Below are 21,633 nucleotides of genomic sequence, written 5' to 3'. Positions count from 1 at the left end.
CGCGCTCGATCTTCGAAGTCCCGGACCGCGGGGTCAACGCATTTACGAGGTGACGTCCTTGCGGGTGAAGCGGTAGAACGCCACCGACCAGAAGATCGTCGCGTAGACGACCGCGGAGATCGCCCCCTTGGCCAGGTCCTCGGTCTGGATCGGGGTGGAGAGCAGCCCCATCCAGGCGTCGTTGTAGTGCGACGGCAGCGCGTTGCGGATCGTCCCGAGCGCCTCGATCTGGTCCAGGATGCTGGACAGGATCCAGAGCAGCACCGCGCCGCCGACCGCGCCCAGCGCCGCGTCGGTCAGCACCGACAGCAGGAACGCCAGGCCCGCGACGACCAGCAGGGTGACCGCGAAGTACGCCAGGATGCCCAGCAGCCGCAGCACGCCCTCACCCGGTGGGATCTCCGCCGCGATGCTGCTGCCCAGCGGACCCCAGCCGTAGCGGATCGTGCCGAGCAGCATCCCGGTTCCGGCCAGCAGGAAGAGCGCCACCAGGGAGTATCCGGCGGCCACGATCAGCTTGACGCCGAGCAGCCGTGCCCGCGGCACCGGAATCGCCAGCAGGTATCGCAGGCTGCCCCAGGAGGCCTCGCTGGCGACCGTGTCGCCGAAGCACAACGCCACGACCACGACCAGCAGGAAGCTCGACGAGACGGCCAGGCAGAACAGGGTGAAGTTCAGTCCGCCGGAGGTGGCCAGGTCGGCCAGGCTGCTGAACGCGCCCCCGCCGCCACCGCCGTCGTCGTCGCGCCGGTCGGTGTCGAACTCGAAGGCCAGCAGGATGATCACCGGTAGCAGCACCATGAAGCCCAGGGCCAGCTGGGTCCGCCGCCGGGACGCCTGACGCCGCACCTCCGCCCAGATCGGCATGGTGCGTGACGCCTTGTAGCCGGTCGCCGCCGAGGCGCTCATCGGTCTCCACTCCCCCGCGAATTGTCGCCCACCAGGGCCAGGAACGCGTCCTCGAGACGCCGGCGCGGCACCAGACGTTCCACGCCGATGCCCGCGCCCACCAGCGAGGCGACCACCTCGGAGCGAGGCGTGCCGTTGGTGTCCACGATCAGTCCGCTCGTGCCCTCGGTGCCGAGCGTGGTCACGCCCAGCTCTTCCAGGACCCGGGTCGCGGACGGCACGTCGGTCACGTCGACCTGCACCGACGGCGAGTCGCCGACGATGTCGCCGACCGGGCCGGACGCCACGATCCGGCCCTTGTTGACCACCACCGCGTGCGTGCAGGTCTGTTCCACCTCGGCGAGCAGGTGACTGGAGACCAGCACCGCCCGGCCGTCGGTGGCGTACCGCTGCAACACCCGGCGCATCTCGGCGATCTGCGGCGGGTCCAGCCCGTCGGTCGGCTCGTCGAGCACCAGCAGTTCGGGCAGGCCGAGCATGGCCTGGGCGATGGCGAGACGCTGCCGCATGCCGTGGCTGTACTTGCGGGTCCGGCGGTGCACCGAGTCACCCAGTCCGGCGATCTCCAGAGCCTCGTCGAACCGGGCGTCCTCCCACGGCCGGCCGGTGGCCCGCCAGTACGCCCTCAGGTTCTCGTAGCCGCTCAGGTGCGGCAGGAAGCCGGGGCCCTCGACGAGCGCGCCGACCCGGGACAGGATGGGTGCGCCCGGAACCAGACGGTGGCCGAAGACGTAGATCTCGCCCTTGGTCGGCTGGGTCAGGCCCATCAGCACCCGCAGCGTGGTGGTCTTGCCCGCGCCGTTGGGTCCGAGCAGGCCGACGACCTGGCCGCGCTGGACCGTGAAGCTGATCTCCTGGACCGCCACGAAGCCGTCCCCGTACGCCTTGCGCAGCCCGAACACCGCGAGCGGGGTGTCCGCGTACTCCTCGGTGACGGTGCTCTCCCGGCGGCGCTGCCGCAGGTGGCGGATCAGCAGGATCAGGGCCAGTCCGAGCAGGATCGCCCCGACCACGCCGGCGAGCACCCACCACCAGATGGTGCCGGCGTCGGCGATCCGGGTGCCGGCCAGCGTCGGCAGGGTCAGCACCGGGTCGACCGCGACGGTGTAGACGGCCGGGGCGGCCGGGGTGAGGTAGGCCTGGTCGCTGGTGGCGACGACGACTTTCAGGGTGTGGCCGGCCTCGATCCGCCGGACGATCGCCGGCAGGGTCACGGTGACCGGCTGCGCCTGATCGATGGTGGCGGGCAGGCCGGTGAGCCGGACCGGGGCGACCAGGCCCGCGCTGAGCGTGGACGCACCGTTCTGGTCGACGTCGTACAGCTTGACGAAGACGGTGGCCTCACCGGTCGGCGAGGCGACCCGCAGGCGGACCGTGGGCGCGCCGCCCGCTTCGATCGCGCCGGTGATCGCGGCGGACGGGAAGCTCGCGTTCTGCCCCGGCACGTCGGCGGCGACACCCCCGCTGAGCAGCGAGGACAGTCGGCTGGTCAGGCCGGGCAGCGAGGAGATCGCGCCCGGGTTGCCGTTCGGCGGGTTGGCGATCTGCTGCGCCTCACCGGTCAGGGTCACCTCGGTGGAGCCGGTGCCGCCCAGTCCGGGGTACGCCCCCGCGGAGTAGCCGTTGGTGACCAGGCCGCGGTCGGTGGCGCTGTAGCCGGCCACCCGGGACCAGGTGAAGTCGTCGCCGGGCGCGTCACCGTCACCCTTGAGGTAGTGGTTCAGCCACTGGACCGTCAGGTATTCGATCCGGTCGGAGTCGGTGGTCGGTCCGGTGCCGCCGTCGTGGCCGCCGGTGAACCAGGCGACTTTGACCGGGGTGCCGGTCGCGGCGATGCCACGGGCGTTGGCGTCCGCCTCGGAGAGCGGGAACAGGCTGTCGACGGCGCCCTGGACCAGCAGCGTCGGCGCTTTGATCTTGTCGAGGACGGCGGCCGGGCTGGACTGCGCCAGCAGCGCCAGGGTCGCCTCGTCGGGGGTGCCCGCGGTGGCCATCTGCAGGTACGCCGCGCAGATCGCCTCGGAGAACCGTCCGCAGGCGGGGTTGGTCGTCTCCGGGCCGCCGCCGGTGCCGGCGCCGCCCGGACCGGGCGCCTCCTCGCCGCCGCCGGTCAGGTTGGTGACCGCGGATTCGCCGGTCGCCGCGCCGTTGCCGAAGAACATCCCGGCCCAGGCCTTCTTGAACACGCCGGTCACCGTGGTGTCCGCGGACTGCGGCAGGAACGCCCGGCCCAGGTCGTTCCAGGTGATCGACGGGACGATCGCGTCGACCCGCTGGTCCTGGCCGGCCAGCAGCAGGGCGAGGGCCCCGCCGTACGAGCCGCCGACCACGCCGACCTTCGGGTCACCGGCGGCGTCGGTGGCCACCTCGGGCCGGGTCGCCAGCCAGTCGACGAGACGCTGGGCGTCCTTGACCTCGTAGTCCGGGTGGTCCAGGTGGATCTGCCCGCCGCTGCGGCCGAAACCGCGGGCGGTCCAGGTCAGCACCGCGTAGCCCTGCTCGGCCAGCTTCTCGGCCTCGTCCCGGACCGACTGCTTGGTGCCGCCGAACCCGTGGGCGAGCAGCACCGCCGGAACCTTGCCGGAGGAGTCCCGGGGCAGGTAGAACCGCGCGTCGAGGTCGAGCTGCTCGTCGTCGGCCGGCCCGGAACGGACGGTGAGCCGCAGATCCTCCGCGGTCCAGGGGTCACGTTCCGGGCGTACGGCCCAGACGGCAGCGCCGGCGATGATCAGAAGCGCGACGGCGCCGGAGAGGGCCCGGCGCCGGGTGGGCCGGGGCAGCATGCGCCGCAACCCGGCGGACAGGGCAGACATGGCGGACACGCTATCCGCTCACGGCTGAGTAGCGGCTGTGAACGCTCTCAGCAGCCCTGACCTCGGCTCTCAGTGATGGCGACGCTGTCTCTCAGCAACCCTGGCCGGTGGTGAAGGTCTTGTCGACGCTCGTGGCCAGACCGCCGACCAGAGCGCTCACCTTGTCGCCGGTGATCTCGAAGAGCAGCGCGTTGGTCTCCTCGACGACCTTCCACCCCTGGGTGCCGGACGCGGCGGTGACCGCCGTGCCGGACGGGTACGCCGCCTGCACCTCGGCGAGGGTCGCGCCGATCTTCACACCCTCCGCGGTGGACAGCGTGGCGGCGGTGCCCTTGACCTGCACCACCTTGCCACCGGTCAGCAGCACCGTGGGCGAGCCGAACATCTCCGAGCCGGTGCCGGTGGTGCAGCCCGCCGCGTCGGCCGGGTTGCTGAGCATCTCACCCTCGACGAGGTCGGTCTGCAGTTCGTCCACCTGGTACGGACCGAGACCGGCGGCACCGATCTGGAACGGCGACCGTCCCGCGGTCCCGGTGCCCTCCCCGCCCGGCTCGGTGCGCTCGGCCTTCGGCACCGCCGACGCCTCCGCCGACGCGTCACCCGCGCCTGCGACCGCGGCCGAGCTGCTCGCGGCCGGAGCCGCCTTCTCCTCGTCGTCGCTGCAACCGGCGAGTGCGGTCAGAGCGAGCACGGCGGTCAGAGCGATGAAAGGACTACGCCTCATCCAGAGCCTCCCCGAAGGCTGGTCACGGAGTGGGGAGCGCTGAGCGACCCCACGGCGGATAGCGTGGACCACGCCAGAGCCCCACGATCGATCGGAGGCATCCGCGGTGGCTGATGATCTCACGCTGACCGTGACCCTGCGGTCCGCGGCCCTCGACGCGCGGCGCGGCATCGTCCGCCTGCATCCGGAGGTGATCGCGGCCCTCGCGTTACGGCCCGGCGACCCGGTCCGGCTGACCGGTCCCGGCCGCACCACGGCCGGCCTGGTGGCCCGGGCCGAGGCGACCTCGAGCCGGGCGCTGCTCTACGCCGACGACCTCACGCTCGGCAATCTGGGCATGCGCGACGGCGGCCAGGTCACGGTCACCCCGATCCCGGTGGTCCCGGCCCGCCGGGTGACGCTCGCCGGCCCGGCCGAGATCGTCGCCGTGGTCTCCCCGGAGATGCTGCGACTGGCCCTGCTCGGCAAGGTGGTCAGTGCCGGCGACGACGTGTCGCTGCTGCCGCAGGACGTCTTCGCCGACTCCGGCAACCGGTCGCTGGTCGAGGCGGCCCGGCGCAGTCTCGCCAACCGGGTCGGCTACGCCTGGACCAGCACCCTGCTGTCCGTCGTCGACGTGACCGCCGGGAATGCCGGGAACGCCGGCGACGCCGGGAACGCCGCGCTGGTCACCATGGACACCGTGGTCGGCTGGCAGGACGGCCCCACCGCGGCGGCGGCCGGCACCGCGGCCACCCGGCCGGTGCACGCCGAGGCGCCCGCCTCGACCGACCCCGAGGTGCCGCCGCCCAGCCTCGACGACCTGCCCGGTCTGCGCGCCCAGGCCAAGGAGCTGGAGGAGCTGCTCGACCTGGGGTTCCACCACCGCGAGGTGCTGCAACGCCTGGGCACCCGGGTCGCGCTCGGCGTGTTGCTCTCCGGGCCGTCCGGTTCCGGCAAGTCGGCGCTGGTCCGGGCGGTCGGCGCGACGGTCGGCGCCCGGGTCCGCACGGTCTGGGCGCCGGAGCTGGCCGCGCTCACCAACACCGCGGCGGCCGCACGGCTGCGCGAGCTGGTCCCGTCGCCGGCGGCCGCCGCCGAGCCGTCCGTCCTTCTCGTCTCGGACGTCGAGGCGCTCGCCCCCCGCGACGAGCCGGGACCGATCTCCACCGTGTTCCGCCAGGTGCTGACCGAGATCGTCGCCGGTGGCGCGGCGGTGGTCTGCACCACCAGCAAGCCGGAGTCGGTCGACCCGGCGCTGCGGGCCCCGGACCTGCTCGCCGTGCAGCTGACCGTGCCGCTTCCGGACGCCGCGATGCGCCGGGAACAGCTCGGGGTGCTGACCCGCGGGATGCCGCTCGCCGAGGACGTCCGGCTGGACGACGTGGCCGGGCGTACCCCCGGTTTCGTCGCGGCCGACCTGGGCGCGCTGGCCCGGGAGGCCGGTGTCCGGGCGGCACTGCGCCAGAAGGACGCCGCCTCGCCGACGGTCACGATGGCCGATTTCGAGGCCGCCCTCGACGTGGTCCGGCCCACCTCGATGGCCGACTCCACGCTCGAGGTGGCCGCGGTGACCCTGGACGACGTCGGCGACATGGCCGACGTCAAGCAGGTGCTGACCGAGTCGGTGCTGTGGCCGCTGACCTATCCGGACACGTTCGCCCGGCTCGGTGTCTCGCCGCCCCGGGGTGTGCTGCTCTACGGCCCGCCCGGCTGCGGCAAGACGTACCTGGTGAAGGCGATCGCCGGCACCGGCAAGGCGAACGTGCTCTCGGTCAAGGGCGCCGAGCTGCTCAGCAAGTGGGTGGGCGACAGCGAACGGGCGGTCCGGGAGCTCTTCCGCCGGGCCCGGGAGGCCGCGCCGACCCTGGTGTTCCTGGACGAGGTGGACGCGCTGGCGCCGACGCGCGGTCAGGCCACCGACGGCGGCACCGCCGACCGGGTGGTGGCCGCACTGCTCACCGAGCTGGACGGGGTCGAGGACCTGCGCAACGTGGTGGTGATCGGCGCGACCAACCGTCCCGACCTGATCGACCCGGCCCTGCTGCGTCCCGGCCGCCTGGAGCGTCTGGTCTTCGTGCCGCCGCCGGACGCCGAGGCCCGTACCGCGATCCTGCGGGCGTCGGCGAAGTCGGTCCCGCTGGACGAGGCGGTCGACCTGGTCGCGCTCGGCGCCGAGCTGGAGGGGTTCTCGGCGGCCGACTGTTCGGCGCTGATCCGCGAGGCGGCGCTGGCCGCCATGCGGGACTCGCTGGAGGCCACGACGGTCACCGCGGCCAACGTGGCGACGGCCCGCCGGCGCGTTCGGGCGTCCCTGGACCCCGACCAGGTCGCGTGGCTGCAGGCGTACGCCGACAACCACGCCCCGCAGTGACCGGGCACCGGAATTTGGGGTGATCACTTAAGGTGCGGCGATGACCGCCGTACTCGAGATATCAGGGCTGCGGAAGACCTATCGCAGCCGCAAGGGTGTCCGGAACGCGCTGGACGGCTTCGACATGCTGGTGGAGGCCGGCCAGGTGCACGGGTTCCTCGGCCCCAACGGGTCGGGCAAGACCACCACCTTACGGACGCTCCTCGGCCTGATCCGGCCGAACGAGGGCCGCATGGCGATCCTCGGCCACGAGGTGCCCCGTCACCTGCCGGAGGTGGCCTCCGGGGTCGGCGCGATCGTGGAGAGCCCGCAGTTCTTCGGCAACTTCACCGCGCTGGAGACGCTGACCCTGCTCGCCATCGCCGGCGACGTGAACCGCAACCGGGTGCACGCGGTGCTGGAGCTGGTCGGTCTGCGGGAGCGGGCCAAGGAGAAGGTGAAGACCTATTCGCTGGGCATGAAGCAGCGTCTGGCCGTGGCGTCGGCGCTGCTCAAGGAGCCGAAGCTGCTGATCCTGGACGAGCCGGCGAACGGCTTGGACCCGGGCGGGATCCGGGAGATGCGCACCCTGATGCGTGACCTGTCGGATTCCGGCATGACCGTGCTGCTGTCCAGCCACATCCTCGGCGAGATCCAGCTGATCTGCGACTCGGTGACGATCATCGCGGCCGGCCGCCGGGTGTCGTCCGGGTCGGTGGCCGACGTGCTGGCCCAGCACACGTCGGCGTCGGTGAAGGTCCGGCTGGAGCCGGGCGTCGACCTGCTGAACGCCGCGCAGCTGCTGCGGACCGCCGGTGCCGAGGTACGCCTGGAGAGTGATCACTTCGTGGTCGGCAACGCGGGCAATCCGGCGCAGATCACCAAGCTGCTCGCCGAGCAGCAGATCTTCGTGGCCGAGCTGACGCCGATCTCGGCCGACCTGGAGAGCGTCTTCCTGGAACTGACCGGCACCGCGCCGGTCGACGGAGAGAACCGGCAGGTCGACCAGGTCGCCGCCGCGGGTGGAGGGTGGGGTCGGTGAGCCTCTATCGGGCCGAGACGCGACGACTGGTCAAACGACGGTTCACCCGGGTGTTCGTGGTCCTGACGCTGCTGGTGCTGGGGTTGATCGTCGGCGGGGTCGGGATCTTCAGCACGAAGCTCACCCCGGCGGTGACGGCGCGGGCCCAGACGCAGGCGACCGCGGAGTATCAGAGCGCCCTGGAGTACGCCGCGGAGGAGAAGCGGCTCTGCGCGGTGGATTCGGCGGCGTACGGCGGCGACTGCGCCTCCATCTACCAGCCGACCCCCGGGGACTACGAAGCCCAGTGGTATCTCCCGTTCTCCTTCAATTTCGGGGAGAGCTTCGAGGACATGCTGGTGGTGCTGACGGCGCTGCTGGCAATGGTGGCGTTTGCGATCGGCGCCTCGTTCGTGGGTGTCGAGTGGCGTAACGGCGGCATGATGAACCTGCTGCTGTGGCGTCCACGGCGGGCGCAGGTGCTGCTCACCAAGCTGGGCGCGCTGCTCGCCGGGCTGGTCGGCCTGACCGTGGTGACCGGTCTGCTGTGGACCGCGACGTTCTGGGCGATCGGCCGGTTCCGCGGCGATCTGGGCAAGCTGACGCCGGGTGTGTGGCAGTCGTTCGGTCTGACCGGTCTGCGGGCACTGGCGCTGGTGGTGGTCGCCGGGGCGCTCGGGTTCGGTCTGGCCTCGATCGGCCGGCACACCGCGGCGGCGTTCGGTGTCGCGATCGGTGCGCTGGTGGTGATGCAGTTCGGCCTCAGCACGGTGCTGAACATGGCCTCGGCGCGGTACGCCGACCTCTACCTGGCGGACAAGTGGGTGACCGCCTGGATGTACAAGTCGGCGGAGGTGATCGACTGGTCGGCCCCTTGTGACTATGCGTCCGGCGGGAATTGCGAACAACCGGTCTTCACCATCACCTGGCAGATGGCCGGTGGACTGCTGACTGCGCTGTTCGTCCTCGTCACGGTGGTGGCAATGTGGACTTTCCGTAAGCGGGACATCGCTTGAGGTAACGTGCGCGGGGGTCACCGGCCATGTTTATGCTGGTGATCCCCGCGTATATCCGTGCGGACCGATTTCCCGCCGCTGCCGTTTGGGAGTGTCATGCCGCCCGCCGCTGAACCCACCGGAGAACAGCAGGCCGAGGAACTCATACTCGGCGAGCAGCACATCCCCGCGCCGCGCGCGGAGTCCTCACCACTGGAGACCGCGCCCCGCGCGGGGGCCTCACCACTGGAAACCGCGCCCCGCGCGGAGGCCCCACCACTGGAAACCGCGCCGCACCCGGAGGCGTCACCACTCGAACCGGCTCCGACTTCGGCTCCGGCGCCCGCCCTTTCCGAGCGGGAGGCGAAGATCCTCGCGTTCGAGGCGAAGTGGTGGAAACACGCGGGCGCCAAGGAGCAGGCGATCCGGGACGCCTTCGAGCTGTCCTCGACCCGTTACTACCAGCTGTTGAACGCGCTCCTGGACAATCCCGCGGCCCTCGAGCAGGACCCGGTGCTGATCGGCCGCCTGCGCCGCCTGCGTTCGGCGAGGGCCCGCACCAGGAGACGGTGATCCCCGAGCTCAGGAGACGAGGAACCCGGGCTCAGGCGGTGATGACGTCCACGCCCGCCTCGCGGAACGCGGCCATCACCGCGGGCGACGCCCCGGAATCCGTCACCAGGGTCTCGATCCTGTCGATCGGGCAGATCCGGGCGAACGCGTGACCGCCCAGCTTGGACGAGTCGGCGATCACCACGACCCGCTTGGCCCGGGCCACCATCAGGCTGTTCATCGCGGCCTCACCCTCGTGGTGTGACGCCGCGCCCAGCTCCACGTCGAGCGCGTCGACGCCGAGCAGCACGATGTCGAGGGTGACCTCCTTGAGCAGCGCCCCGCCGAGCGGGCCGACCACCTCGAAGGACTGCGGCCGGACCACGCCGCCGGCCACCACGATCTTCATGCGGGAGCGGAGCAGCAGCTCGTTGGCGATGTTCAGTGCGTTGGTGACCACGGTCAGCTGGGCGCCGTCACCGCCGGCGTTCAGGTCGGGGCGTACCGCCAGGGCACGGGCCACCTCGGTGATCGTGGTGCCGCCGTTGAGGCCGACGACGGTGCCGGGTTCGACCAGGCGGGCGGCGGCCTCACCGATCCGCTGCTTCTCGGCGGAGTGTTTGGCGCTCTTGTAGCGCAGCGGCAGGTCGTAGGAGACACCGTTGGCGACCGCGCCGCCCCGGGTCCGGGTGATCATCTGCTGCTGGGCGAGTTGGTCGAAGTCGCGCCGGATGGTCGCCTGGGAGACGTCGAGGCGTTCGGAGGCCTCCTCGACCGAGACCCTGCCGCTCTCGGTGAGTAGCTCGAGCAGGGCATTCCACCGCGCGTACCGGTCCACCCGACACTCCCAGCTGCACGTTCCATGATAAGTGTGTGCACATTAGTGCGCGAAAGACCCGAAAGCAAAGCGACCCGGTGCGCAAAGGGCCGAAGGACCTTGCTCCACGGACCACGTTCTGAGCACAATAACGCTCGAAAGACCCGGGATACGAGCGCTAATGCGCAGCTCTGTCGCGGTAATGCCCCGTAACGGGCGGTACCGCGCAGCAACTACCGGTGAGGAACAGTCATGAGCCATGTCAAAGCGGAAATCGCCACCCAGCCCGAATGCTGGCGGCAGGCGGCGAAACTAGCCACCGCACCGGGACTCCCGCTTCCCGGCGAACGGGTCGCCGTCGTCGGATGCGGCACCTCCTGGTTCATGGCCAAGTCGTACGCGGTGCTCCGCGAGCAGGCCGGCCAGGGCGAGACCGACGCCTTCCAGGCCTCCGACTTCCCGCACGGACGGCGCTACGACCGGATCGTCGCGATCACCCGCTCCGGCACCACCACCGAGGCCCTCGACGTGATGCGTGAGGCCGGTGCGAACACCCCGGTCACCGCCATCACCGCGGACGGCTCCCAGCCGGCCGCCGAGATCGCCCGGCACGCCGTGGTGCTCGACTTCGCCGACGAGCAGTCGGTCGTGCAGACCCGCTTCGCCACCAGCGTCCTCGCCCTGCTCCGCACCCACCTGGGCACCGACATCGAGGCCGCCGCGCAGGACGCCGAGGTGGCCGTCCGACTGCCGCTCCCGGTGCACCCGGCCCTCTTCGACCAGATCACCTTCCTCGGCCGGGGCTGGACCGTCGGCCTCGCCGAGGAGGCCGCCCTGAAGTGCCGGGAGACGGCCGGCTTCTGGACCGAGTCGTACCCGGCGATGGACTACCGGCACGGACCCATCTCGATCGCCGGACCGCGCCGCGTGGTGTGGGCGTTCGGCGACCTGCCGGCCGGTCTCGCCGACGAGGTGGAGGCCACCGGCGCGGCGTTCGTACACAGCCGCCACCACGGTGGGTACGCCTCGCTGGGCCGCTGGGTCGGCGGCCGGGAACCCCTGGACCCGATGGCCGACCTGGTCCTGGCGCAGCGGGTGGCCGTGCTCCTGGCCACCACGCAGGGCGTCGACCCGGACCACCCCCGCAACCTGACCCGCTCCGTGGTCCTCACGTGAGCGATCAGGTCGTCGTCGCCCTCGACGTCGGGGGCACCGGAATGAAATGTGCGCTGGTCCGGCCGGACGGCACGGTCCACCACGAGGAACGGCACGCCACCCCGGCCGACCGCGGCCCCGAGGCGGTCACCGAGACCATCCTGGCCGTCGCCGCGTCGCTGGCCGGGAAGGCGCGGGCCGACGGCCTCACCCCGATCGCGGCCGGCATCGGGGTGCCCGGGGTCGTCGACGAACAGAACGGCGTCGCGGTCTGGTCGGCGAATGTGGGCTTCCGGGACGTACCCCTGCGGGATCTGGCCGTGCAGCGGCTGGAGCTGCCCGTGGCGCTCGGCCACGACATGCGGGTGGGCGCCCTCGCCGAAGCCCGGCTCGGTGCCGGGCGGGGTCGGCGGCACGTGCTGTTCGTGGCCATCGGCACCGGCATCTCCGCTGGTCTGGTGATCGACGGCGCCGCCTATCCGGGCGCCCACGGCGCGGCCGGCGAACTCGGTCATGTGGTGGTCCGCCCCGGCGGCACCGCCTGCGGCTGCGGCATGCGCGGCTGCCTGGAGGCGGAGGCCGGCGGCAAGGCCATCGGGCGGCGGTACGCGGAGCTGTCCGGCGAGCCGGGCGCGACCGCGTACGACGTGACCACCCGTGCCGCCCGGGGCGAGGAACTGGCCGTCCGGGTCTGGCAGGACGCGATCGAGGCCCTGGCCGACGGGCTGATCACCGCGCAGGCGCTGTACGACGTCGGCGTGATCGTCCTCGGCGGTGGACTGGCCGAAGCCGGCGACGCGCTGCTCACCCCGGTTCGCGCCGCCGTCGCCGCGCGGGTCACCTTCCACCGCTCCCCGGAGATCGTCCGGGCCGGACTCGGCGACGCCGCCGGCTGCCTGGGCGCCGCGCTGCTCGCCCTCGACGCACTCCCCGCCCAGGAAAAGAGCACATGACCCGCATCTCCGGCCGGATCGTCACCCCCGGCGCGGTCGTCACCGGCCACCTCGACCTGGACGGCCCGACGATCACCGCGATCGTGCCGGATGCGTCGGCCGGTGCCGACGTGATCGTGCCCGGCTTCGTCGACCTGCACTGCCACGGCGGCGGCGGGCACACCTTCACCACCGGCGACCCGGACGCGGCCCGTGGCGCCGCCGGGTTCCACCTGCGGCACGGCACGACGACGATCCTGGCCAGTCTGGTGAGTTCGCCGTACGAGCTGATGCTGGCCGCCACCGGGGCGTACCGTCCGCTGGTCGCCGACGGGACCATCGCCGGGATCCACTTCGAGGGCCCATACCTCTCGCACGTCCGCTGCGGCGCCCAGAACCCCGCCTACCTGCGCGATCCGGTGCCCGCCGAGCTGACCGGTCTGCTCGCGGCGGGCGGCGGCGTGATCCGGATGATGACCGTCGCGCCCGAACTGCCCGGCGCACTGGACGCGATCGGTCTCCTGCGCGACAACGGGGTGCTGGCCGCCGTCGGGCACACCGACGCGACGTACGACCAGACCCTGGCCGGGGTGGCAGCCGGTGCGTCGGTCGCCACCCACCTGTTCAACGGCATGCGCCCGCCGCATCACCGCGAGCCCGGCCCGGTCGTCGGCCTGCTCTCGTCGACGGCGTCGGTGGAGTTGATCGCCGACAACATCCACCTGCATCCGGGCATGCTGGCGTTCGCCGCCCGCAGCGCCGGCCGGGACCGCTCCCTGCTGGTCACCGACGCGATGGACGCCACCGGCATGCCGGACGGCCGGTACGACCTGGGCGGTCAGGAGGTGGTGGTCGCCGACCGGGTGGCCCGGCTGGTCCGGGACGGCTCGATCGCGGGCAGCACCCTGACGATGGACGGTGCCCTGCGCAACGCGGTTGCGGCGGGTCTCTCGCTGCCGGAGGCGTCCGCGATGGCCTCGACGACCCCGGCCCGGTTGTTGGGCCTGGCGGACACGCTCGGCGCTCTGGCACCGGGCCTGCGCGCCGATGTGGTCGTTCTCAGCCCGGATCTGCGCCCTGAACGCGTGTTCCGGGCCGGCATTGCGGTGGAATAGAACGAGTGGAGCCCCCGGTCGGGATCGAACCGACGACCTCCCGTTTACAAGACGGGTGCTCTGGCCAGCTGAGCTACAGGGGCGGGTCGGAAGTCAGCATAACGTCCCGAGATGCCGTCACCATCTTGGCAGGTGGGTCAAAACGAAATACGGTGGCGGGGCTGTTCCTTCTACTCGGATCGTCCGGCACGTTCCTGCCGGTGGAAAGGAAGTCGATACACCATGGCTACCGTCACTTACGAGAAGGCGTCCCGGATCTACCCGGGCACCGAGCGTCCCGCGGTCAACGAGCTCAACCTCGAGATCAGCGACGGCGAGTTCCTCGTCCTGGTCGGCCCGTCCGGTTGTGGCAAGTCCACCAGCCTGCGCATGCTCGCCGGCCTGGAGGATGTCGACCGCGGCCGCATCCTGATCAACGACAAGGACGTGACGCACCTCCCGCCGAAGTCCCGTGACATCGCGATGGTGTTCCAGAACTACGCTCTCTACCCGCACATGACGGTGTACGAGAACATGGCCTTCGCCTTGAAGCTGCGCAAGACCCCGAAGGCCGACATCGACAAGGCCGTCAAGGAGGCCGCCGCCCTGCTTCAGCTGGAGGAGTACCTCTCCCGCAAGCCGAAGGCGCTCTCCGGTGGTCAGCGTCAGCGTGTCGCCATGGGCCGCGCGATCGTCCGTAAGCCGCAGGTCTTCCTCATGGACGAGCCGCTGTCGAACCTCGACGCCAAGCTCCGCGTCCAGACCCGTTCGCAGATCGCGTCCCTGCAGGCCAAGCTGGGCGTCACCACGGTCTACGTGACCCACGACCAGGTCGAGGCCATGACCATGGGTCACCGGGTGGCGGTCATGCTGGACGGCGTGCTGCAGCAGGTGGACACCCCGCGGGCGCTCTACGACACCCCCGGCAACGTCTTCGTCGCCGGCTTCATGGGCTCCCCGGCCATGAACATCAAGACCGTTCCGCTGACCGAGACGGGCGGCAAGTTCGGTTCGCTCACCATCCCGCTGACCCGCGAGCAGGTCGAGGCGGCGAAGAGCGGCGACGGCAAGGTCACCATCGGGTTCCGTCCCGAGGCGGCCTCCGTGGTCAGCGAGTCGCCCGACGCGCTGCCGATCGTCGTCGACCTGGTCGAGGACCTCGGCTCGGACGCCAACGTCTACGGTCACGCCGACCTGGACGGCACCCAGGAGCGTTTCACGGTGCGGACCGAGCGCAGCAACATGCCGAACATGGGCGAGACGGTCTACATCAAGCCGCAGCCGACCGCGCTGCACGTGTTCAACGCCGGCACCGGCATCCGGATCTGACGCCGGACACTGAGAACGGCCGGTCCCTTCGGGGGCCGGCCGTTCTCGTATGACGGGGACTATTCGGAGAACCGGTAGAGGACGAAGTTCTCCTTGCCCACACAGGCCAGGGCGTAGGTGTTCCACGAGCAGGTGTCCGGCCGGACACCCAGGGCCTGGCCCAGTTCGACCGGCTCGCCGCCGAGCGGGACTCCGGCCACCGAGCGGTCCTCCGCGTACCCGGTGGTCAGATCGTCCGAGAAGCGCAGCAGATTGCCGTCGTTGAGGCGGACCGTGACGCCGGGCTGATCGCTCCACACGGCTTTGCCGTCCGCGCCGATGAGCGTGGTGGTCGTGGTGGTGACCGCCGCGACCGCGTCGCCGACCGGCACCAGCGAGGTGACGTCGGGGACCGGGAGCCGCCACTTCTCGCCGAGACCGGTCACGTCCAGTGCCACCACTTCGGCTTTCTTCCGGTCGTACCCCGGCGTCTCCACGAAGCAGAGCAGTTCGCCGCACGGGGTCAGCTTGCCGAGGTCGGCGCCGGACTGTTGCGAGGTGTAGAGCGCCACCGGCTCCGCCGTGTTGATCTTCGCCAGGTCGTAGGACCAGATCCGCCGGGAACTGCCGCTCTCCGGGACGAAGAGCCGGCCGTCGTGCGCGACCATGCCGGAGCCGGTCGCGGCGATCTCGTCCCGCTCGGCGGTGGTGCCGAGCTCGCGCATGTCCCGGACCATCACCGCGCCGCGTGAGGTGACCTGCACGAACGGGTTGTCGTCCGCCAGGGCTGGGTTGATCGCGGTGCCGGTCGCGTCGGCCGGGCCGGTCAGATCCGCCGGCGTGGTCGGCACGACGATGGTCGAACCGATGGTGTTCCTGGTGACCTGAACCGTCCCGCCGGTGCCGGAATCCAGGCTGTACAGCAGCTTTCCGCCGTCGGCGACGACGAAGACGACACCGGTTCCCAGGTGGATGCTGTCCGCCGCGGCCAGACCGTCCCGGTGCCAGACGGAGGCGCCGCCGGACTCGTCGAGCAGCTCCATCCGGGTCTCCGTGCTGCCACTGCCGATCCCGGCGACGAGCAGCGGACCGGCCTCGGTCGCGACCAGCCTGTCCCAGCGAGCCGCGGAGAGGGTGGTGTTCCCGTGCCAGAGCTCCTCGCCGCTCGCCGTGTCGACAGCGGTCACCGCGGCCACCCCGTTCGCGGCCGCACTGACGTAGTAGGCCCGGTCGCCGATCACCGTCGCGTCCGAGAACGCCGAGGTCAGCGCGATGCCGGGGGTGAAGACGGATGGCTCGCCCAGGCGGTGGAAGTCGATCGAACTGCTCGGCCAGAGGACCACCGCGGCGGTCACCCCGAGTGCGACGGCGGCGGCGCCTGCCGTGCTCCAAAGACCGATTCTGTACGCTCGGCGCGACCGTCCACCGGTCTTCCCCGCGGGGTCGCCCACCCCTGGCGCCGGTGTGCCCGCCGAGGGGCCGCTGACCTGGTACGGCAGGTGACCGCCGGCCGCGACGGCCGCCGCCTCCGCCTCGGCCCACGGGTCGACGGGCCGGGCGTACTGCACGTCGGCGACGGTGGGTTCGGAGAACGACGGGTCGATCCGGGTCGGGTCCGGTGGTGAGCCCGGCTCTTGCCTGGTCTCGTCGTGGCCCTGTGCCGCCATCACGCTGCCCTTCCGCCGCTCGTACCGCCGCCACGCTACCGACCGGCGTGCGGTTGATCAGTCCACCGACCGGCCGTGACAGTGTCCAGCGATCGAGTGCTTCGTCACGCCGTCCGGCCTGGTTAACGTTGACGGATGCGGATCGAGCGAGCCACCGCGGTGGCCGAGGTGCAGCGTGCCGCCGACCTCTTCGACGCGCCGCCGCTCGAGGCGGCGACCCGTCGTTTCCTGTCCGAGCCCACCCACCATCTGCTGCTGGCGTACGACGACGCGGACCGCCCGGTCGGCATGATCAGCGGGGTGGAGACCACACATCCGGACAAGGGCACCGAGATGCTGGTGTACGAGCTCGGGGTGGCGCCGGTGGCGCGGTTGCAGGGCATCGGCGCGGCGCTGGTCGAGGCGCTGGCGGAGCTGGCCCGGCGCAACGGCTGTTACGGCATGTGGGTGGCGACGGAGACCGACAACAAGGCGGCGCTGGCGACCTACCGGCGGGCCGGGGCGCTCGAGGAGATGACGTTCACCCTGCTCAGCTGGGATCTGGTCGAGGATCCCGGCCGCGCCTGAAGCCGGCACGGCGGGACTGGCGGACGACAGCGCGGGAGCGCGTGCCGATGGACGTACGGCACGCGCTCCCGCGGGTTCTGCGACTGTTCGAACTACTTGGTCGAGGGGACGCCCTCGGCCGGCTCCTCGAACAGGCGCGGGTCGGCCTTGACCGGGTCCTCAGTGCCTGCGTCGGCCGTGGCCTGCTTCGAGGTCACGGACGGCGTGGCGGACGGGGTCACGGTCGCGGTGGCGGTCGGCGCCATCGTGCCGGTGGTCGCCGGGGCGGTGGTCGCCGGGGTGGCGGCCGACGCGCTCGGTGCCGCGCTCGGCGACTGGGTGGCGTTGTGCTTCTTCTTGTCGTGCTTGTCCTTCTGGCCCGGCTCGTCGGTGTCGTCGTCGACCGGCGTACCGCCGGCCGGCATGCCCAGGGCGGTGCCGACCCGCTTCTGCACGTTGTTGCTCACCGGGACGACCCCGCCGAGACCACCGAGCAGCGGGCCCTCGTCGTCGACCGAGGCGCTCTCGGTGAGGTGCCCGCAGCCGCAGTTCTTGCCACCCTGGTGGCCGTAGCCGCCGACCTGGTGGCCGTAGCCACCACCCTGCTGGTGGCCGCCGCCGAGGCCCGGGAAGCCCGGGATGCCGGCCGGGCCGAGACCGCCGGCCATCGGCAGCCCGGTCAGCGAGCCGAGGCCGCCGCCGTGCGCCAGGTTGTGCCCGGCGTTGGCGAACTGCTGGCCCAGGTTGCCGTGGGCCACGTTGTGCCCGGAGTTCGCGAGCCCCTGGCCCAGGCCGCCCAGGCCGTAGTCCCCGCCACCGTTGGAGACGGTGGTGTGGGTGTAGGTGTAGGTCCGCTTCTGGTTGCCGTTGCCCAGGCCGTAGGCACCGTAGTTCCCGTGGGCGAGGTTGTGGGCCAGGCCGGGGAGCGAGGTGCCGTTGCCCGCGCCGTAGTTCCCGTGAGCCAGGTTGTGGGCCAGGCCGGGGAGGGCGATGCTGTTGCCCGAACCCGCGAGGGCGTTCAGGGGCAGGGTGCCGAAGGGCAGGCTGCCGGTCGGCAGGTTCCCGACGGGCAGGTTCCCGGTCGGCAGGTTGCCGGCCGGGGTGTTGCTGTCGTTGCCGTACCCGTGCTTGTTCGGGCGGTTCGGCTTGGTTCCGCTGAGCACGTCGGCGTCGGCCACCGCCGGCTTCTTGTTCGGCTTGGCGTACGGCTTCTCGCCGCCACGCTGGTCGTCGAGGTCCATCGGGGCCTCGTCGTCGACGAGGACGTCGTCGTCCATGGCGCCGGCGTCGATGACGTCGTCGCCGTAGCCGCCGGCGCCCATCACGGCGTCGGGCTCGTCGCCGTGATGCAGTTCGATGAGCGACTGACCGCTGAGCGGGTCGGCCGCCATGGGGGTGGAAAGCTGCCAGTCACTGGTCGCCGCGTACGGGTGGGCGAGGCCGTGCAGAGCGCTCTGCAGGGGATCACGGGCCGCTCCGGCGCCGCCGACCACGTCTGCCTGGGCGGGCGTAGCCGCTCCGAACAGGAGGAACATCCCGCCGGCGACAGCTCCGGCACACCACAACTTACGCACTGAGTCTTCTCCTGACCACATCGGACAACGGGTTGGTGTATTTGCTACCAACTCGGACGAAAGGTTCGGATGGGGCAACGAGCGGCCCCGCGAGAGGGTTCCGGCTGACTACGATCTGCAAACGTGAGCGCCACATCCGTATCCGGGCAGCCCGACCACCATTCGTCCGATGAGGACGGACGGCGGCATCTGGTGCTCTGTGGAGCGGATGCGCTGGTCTACACCCTTGCCGAGGAGCTGGCGAATTCACGGCACGGAATCCGGATCACCGTCATCACGCCGCTCCGGTTGCGTTCTGACGTCCCAAATCTCTCCACACTTCGCGACCGCGGTGTCGAGTTGCGCACCGCCGACCGGCTGGACGAGACGACTTTCCGGGACGCCGGGCTCGACGGGGCCACGGCGCTCGCGCTGATCATGCCGGACGACATGGTCAACCTGCATGCCGCGCTCTGCGCCCGCGAGGTCGAGGCCGAACTGCGGGTGGTGGTGCGGATGTTCAACACCGGCCTGGGCCGCAGCGTGGCCCGGCTCTTCCCCGGCTGCACGGTGCTCTCCGACGCCGAGATGGCCGCACCCGCCTTCGTCGCCGCCGCGCTGGGCGAGGTCGCACCCACCCACTTCCGCCGGTCCAACCGCACCTTCTACCTCGCCGAACGCACGGACGTCCCGGACCGCCGGGTGATGCTGACCCTGGCCACCATCGCCGACGACGGGGAGATCGGCGTGCTCCCGGCCGAACCCGGCCCCGAGGGGACCCGCTCCACCGATCTGGTCCTCGCCGAAGCCGTCGGCGGACCACCCGGCGAGGACGTCACCCGGCGGCTGCTCGTCCGGGCCGGCCGCCGGCGGCGACCCCTGCGGGCCGTGGCACGCGCGATCAACGCGGCCCTGAGCCGCAAGCTCGGCCTCGCCGTGCTGATCACCCTGGCCACCACGCTGCTGGCCGGTGCGGTGCTGAACAAGTTCGACGACAGCCCGCACGGCGTCTGGGAGTCGATCTACATCACCCTGCTGACCGCGGTCGGGTCGTCCGATGTGGAGGTCGGGCGCAACGCGATCGCGCAGGCCGCACAACTGGTCCTCACCATCGCCGGCCTGGCCCTGCTCCCACTGATCACCGCGGCGGTCGTGGACGGCATGGTCAACGCCCGGCTCGCCCTCGCCGAGGGCCGGGTCCCCCGCGACCTGAGCGACCACATCGTGCTGGTCGGCCTCGGCAACGTCGGCACCCAGGTGCTACGCCAACTGCACGACCTCGGCGTCCGGGTGGTGGCGATCGACCAGGACCCGAACGCCCGCGGCATCGAATCGGCCCGCAGACGGGGAATCCCGGTGGTCGTCGGCGACGCGTCCGTCGAGGAGACCCTGCGGGCCGCCTCGGTCGACACCTGCCAGGCGCTGGTCGTGCTCTCCACCAACGACCCGGTCAACCTGCAGGCCGCGCTGCGCGCCCGGGACGCCCGTCAGGACCTGCGCGTGGTGCTGCGGCTCTTCGACGACGACTTCGCCAAGCGGGTCGAGTCGACGTTCCAGATCGACACGTCCCGCAGCGTCTCCCGGATCTGCGCACCGGTGTTCGCCGCCGCCCTGCTGGAACGGCACGTGCACGCCACCATCCCGGTCGGGCGGCACACCGTCATGGTCGCCACCCTGGAGGTCGCCGCCGGGTCCCCCCTGGACGGTGCACCGCTGTCCCAGGCCGAACAGGACGGGGCGTCCCGGGTGATCGCGCTGTCCGCGGTCGGCCAGGAGTGGATGGACTGGGTGCCGGATCGCCGCCGGGTACTGGCCGCCGGCGACCGGATCCTGGTGGCGGCCCGCCGCGGCGGGCTGCACGCGCTGTCCGAGATGACAGCGCAGGACTAGACACGTTCCGCGGTCCGGGCGCGAACCCCGTCCGTCAGATCAGCTCGGCTTCGACGGTGCTCAGCGCGTCCGCGTCCACACCGAGGACGGCCTGCTCGTCGGGCATGTTGACGAGCACCTCGGAGAGGTAGGACTGGACCGCCGGGGCCATGCCGACGTCCCGGCCGGCCTCCTCGGACAGCAGCCACTTGTGCTGGATGATCTGCGAGAAGATCTCCTGCGGCTCCAGCTTGCGGCGCAGGTTCACCGGCACCGCGCGTACCACCGGCTCGAAGACCTCGGTCAGCCAGCGGTGCGCGGCCTGCTGCTCGTCGGTCAGGTGACTCTCCGCGCGGTACGCGTCCAGATCGTTGAGCAGTGCCCGGGCCTGGTTCTCCTCGGCGTCCAGGCCGGTCAGGCGCATCAGGCGGCGGGTGTGGTAGCCGGCGTCGACGACCTTCGGGCGCACCCGGTAGCCGCCGTCCACGGTGGACATCGACACCTCGGCGATGTCGAAACCCATCTCGTTGAGGCGGCGGATCCGGCGCTCGATGTGGTGCCGCGCGTCCTTCGCCACCTCCTGCTCGTACGTCACCTCGTGCCACAGACGCTCGTAGCGCGCGACGATGTCGTCGACCACCGTCTCCGGGTCGATCGACTCGTGCAGCAGCTCGGCGGCCTGCAGGTCCAGGCACTCCCCGAAGATGTTCAGCCGCAGGATCTCGATGTCCTCGCTGCGCTGGCCCTCGGACAGTTTCGGATAGAGGTTGCCGGTCTCGGCGTCCACCAGATAGGCCGCGAAGGCGCCCGCGTCCCGGCGGAACAGCGTGTTGGAGAGCGAGCAGTCGCCCCAGGAGAAACCGGTCAGGTGCATCCGCACGATCAGCGCGGCGAGCGCGTCGAGCAGGCGGTTCATGGTGTCCGGCCGCAGCACACGGGAGAACAGCGCCCGGTACGGCAGGGAGAACTGGAGGTGCCTGGTGACCAGCACGGTCTCCAGCGGCTCGCCTTCGGGGGTCCGCCGGTCGGTGGCGATGGCGACCGCCTGCACGGCCGGGAAGTCGATCCGCTCCAGCGCGCGGAGCAGGTCGTACTCCTTCTCGGCGATCCGTTCCCGGGTCTCCTTCATCGCATAGACCGTGTCGTTCAGCTTGACGAAACGCACGATGTGCCGCGAGATGCCCTGCGGCAGGGCGACCAGATGGTCGGCCGGCCACTCCTCGAGCGGAATGTGCCAGGGCAGATCCAGCAGCGCGGGGTCGATGAGGGCGGAGGTGATGCGCACCGCCCAAGTGTGCCCGTTCGTTCGGCGCGTCGCGTCCGTACGTGGCTCGTTACACAGGTGC

At 71.4% G+C, this 21,633-nt stretch carries 17 protein-coding genes and 1 tRNA gene; 10 read left to right on the top strand and 8 right to left on the bottom strand.

Annotated elements, in window-relative coordinates:
- Nucleotides 1-42: 42 nt before the first annotated feature.
- The 3 genes from WH85_RS25485 to WH85_RS25475 all read right to left on the bottom strand — a co-directional run bounded on the left by WH85_RS25485 (nt 43) and on the right by WH85_RS25475 (nt 4,446).
- Nucleotides 43-909: an ABC transporter permease gene (locus tag WH85_RS25485; RefSeq protein ID WP_045744525.1), complete on the bottom strand. Its 867-nt coding sequence runs from the start codon at nt 907-909 to the stop codon at nt 43-45.
- A complete protein-coding gene (locus WH85_RS25480; RefSeq protein WP_045744524.1) occupies nt 906-3,722 on the bottom strand; it encodes an alpha/beta fold hydrolase in 2,817 nt (938 codons plus the stop codon). The genes WH85_RS25485 and WH85_RS25480 overlap by 4 nt, the downstream gene beginning before the upstream one ends.
- 91 nt (nt 3,723-3,813) lie before the next feature.
- Nucleotides 3,814-4,446 (bottom strand): hypothetical protein, encoded by a 633-nt coding sequence (locus WH85_RS25475; protein WP_157411210.1) that lies wholly within the window; start codon nt 4,444-4,446, stop codon nt 3,814-3,816.
- A 106-nt stretch (nt 4,447-4,552) separates the two neighbouring features.
- On the opposite strand from WH85_RS25475, the gene WH85_RS25470 reads away from it, so the two are divergent.
- The 4 genes from WH85_RS25470 to WH85_RS53150 all read left to right on the top strand — a co-directional run bounded on the left by WH85_RS25470 (nt 4,553) and on the right by WH85_RS53150 (nt 9,367).
- Nucleotides 4,553-6,799: an AAA family ATPase gene (locus WH85_RS25470; protein ID WP_045744522.1), complete on the top strand. Its 2,247-nt coding sequence runs from the start codon at nt 4,553-4,555 to the stop codon at nt 6,797-6,799.
- A gap of 40 nt (nt 6,800-6,839) precedes the next feature.
- Entirely contained in the window at nt 6,840-7,820 is a 981-nt protein-coding gene (locus WH85_RS25465; RefSeq protein ID WP_045744521.1) for an ABC transporter ATP-binding protein, read from the top strand.
- Complete coding sequence (locus WH85_RS25460; protein WP_045744543.1) at nt 7,817-8,815, top strand: ABC transporter permease; 999 nt, start codon at nt 7,817-7,819, stop codon at nt 8,813-8,815. The genes WH85_RS25465 and WH85_RS25460 overlap by 4 nt, the downstream gene beginning before the upstream one ends.
- A 96-nt stretch (nt 8,816-8,911) precedes the next feature.
- The gene (locus tag WH85_RS53150) at nt 8,912-9,367 is read left to right on the top strand and encodes a DUF3263 domain-containing protein (RefSeq protein WP_045744542.1); all 456 of its coding nucleotides are present in this window, start codon (nt 8,912-8,914) and stop codon (nt 9,365-9,367) included.
- A 31-nt stretch (nt 9,368-9,398) separates the two neighbouring features.
- Here the strand turns inward: WH85_RS53150 and WH85_RS25450 are convergent, their stop codons facing one another.
- Nucleotides 9,399-10,184, bottom strand: coding sequence for a DeoR/GlpR family DNA-binding transcription regulator (locus tag WH85_RS25450; protein WP_045744520.1), 786 nt, complete (start codon nt 10,182-10,184; stop codon nt 9,399-9,401).
- A gap of 231 nt (nt 10,185-10,415) precedes the next feature.
- Here WH85_RS25450 and WH85_RS25445 point away from each other — a divergent pair, with 231 nt between their 5' ends.
- Genes WH85_RS25445 through nagA form a run of 3 tightly spaced genes read left to right on the top strand, consistent with a single transcriptional unit; the run spans nt 10,416 to nt 13,365 of the window.
- The gene (locus WH85_RS25445; RefSeq protein WP_045744519.1) at nt 10,416-11,339 is read left to right on the top strand and encodes an SIS domain-containing protein; all 924 of its coding nucleotides are present in this window, start codon (nt 10,416-10,418) and stop codon (nt 11,337-11,339) included.
- Complete coding sequence (locus WH85_RS25440) at nt 11,336-12,271, top strand: ROK family protein (protein ID WP_045744518.1); 936 nt, start codon at nt 11,336-11,338, stop codon at nt 12,269-12,271. Before WH85_RS25445 ends, WH85_RS25440 begins: the two co-directional genes overlap by 4 nt.
- On the top strand, nt 12,268-13,365 hold the full coding sequence (gene nagA, locus WH85_RS25435) for an N-acetylglucosamine-6-phosphate deacetylase (protein ID WP_045744517.1): 1,098 nt from the start codon (nt 12,268-12,270) through the stop codon (nt 13,363-13,365). The genes WH85_RS25440 and nagA overlap by 4 nt, the downstream gene beginning before the upstream one ends.
- 6 nt (nt 13,366-13,371) lie before the next feature.
- Here the strand turns inward: nagA and WH85_RS25430 are convergent.
- A tRNA-Thr gene (locus WH85_RS25430) sits at nt 13,372-13,448 on the bottom strand.
- 139 nt (nt 13,449-13,587) lie between these two features.
- Between WH85_RS25430 and WH85_RS25425 the strand changes: the two genes are divergently transcribed.
- Entirely contained in the window at nt 13,588-14,673 is a 1,086-nt protein-coding gene (locus WH85_RS25425; RefSeq protein ID WP_045744516.1) for an ABC transporter ATP-binding protein, read from the top strand.
- 59 nt (nt 14,674-14,732) lie between these two features.
- Here the strand turns inward: WH85_RS25425 and WH85_RS25420 are convergent, their stop codons facing one another.
- A complete protein-coding gene (locus tag WH85_RS25420; protein ID WP_045744515.1) occupies nt 14,733-16,319 on the bottom strand; it encodes a PQQ-binding-like beta-propeller repeat protein in 1,587 nt (528 codons plus the stop codon).
- Nucleotides 16,320-16,454: 135 nt separating this feature from the next.
- Between WH85_RS25420 and WH85_RS25415 the strand changes: the two genes are divergently transcribed.
- Nucleotides 16,455-16,886, top strand: a complete 432-nt coding sequence (locus WH85_RS25415) for a GNAT family N-acetyltransferase (protein WP_045744514.1) — start codon at nt 16,455-16,457, stop codon at nt 16,884-16,886.
- A gap of 92 nt (nt 16,887-16,978) precedes the next feature.
- Here WH85_RS25415 and WH85_RS25410 read toward each other — a convergent pair whose 3' ends face one another.
- On the bottom strand, nt 16,979-18,439 hold the full coding sequence (locus WH85_RS25410) for a hypothetical protein (protein WP_157411209.1): 1,461 nt from the start codon (nt 18,437-18,439) through the stop codon (nt 16,979-16,981).
- Between the two features lie 123 nt (nt 18,440-18,562).
- Here WH85_RS25410 and WH85_RS25405 point away from each other — a divergent pair, with 123 nt between their 5' ends.
- On the top strand, nt 18,563-20,308 hold the full coding sequence (locus tag WH85_RS25405) for an NAD-binding protein (RefSeq protein WP_045744512.1): 1,746 nt from the start codon (nt 18,563-18,565) through the stop codon (nt 20,306-20,308).
- A 34-nt stretch (nt 20,309-20,342) separates the two neighbouring features.
- On the opposite strand, the gene WH85_RS25400 is transcribed toward WH85_RS25405, so the two are convergent.
- Nucleotides 20,343-21,572: a DUF4032 domain-containing protein gene (locus WH85_RS25400; protein WP_045744511.1), complete on the bottom strand. Its 1,230-nt coding sequence runs from the start codon at nt 21,570-21,572 to the stop codon at nt 20,343-20,345.
- Nucleotides 21,573-21,633 lie beyond the last annotated feature (61 nt).

It is taken from the genome of Actinoplanes rectilineatus (assembly GCF_000962825.1).
Lineage (GTDB): Bacteria > Actinomycetota > Actinomycetes > Mycobacteriales > Micromonosporaceae > Actinoplanes > Actinoplanes rectilineatus.
The sequence above is the reverse complement of the archived record's forward strand: the minus strand, read 5'-3'. Positions and strand labels throughout refer to the sequence as shown.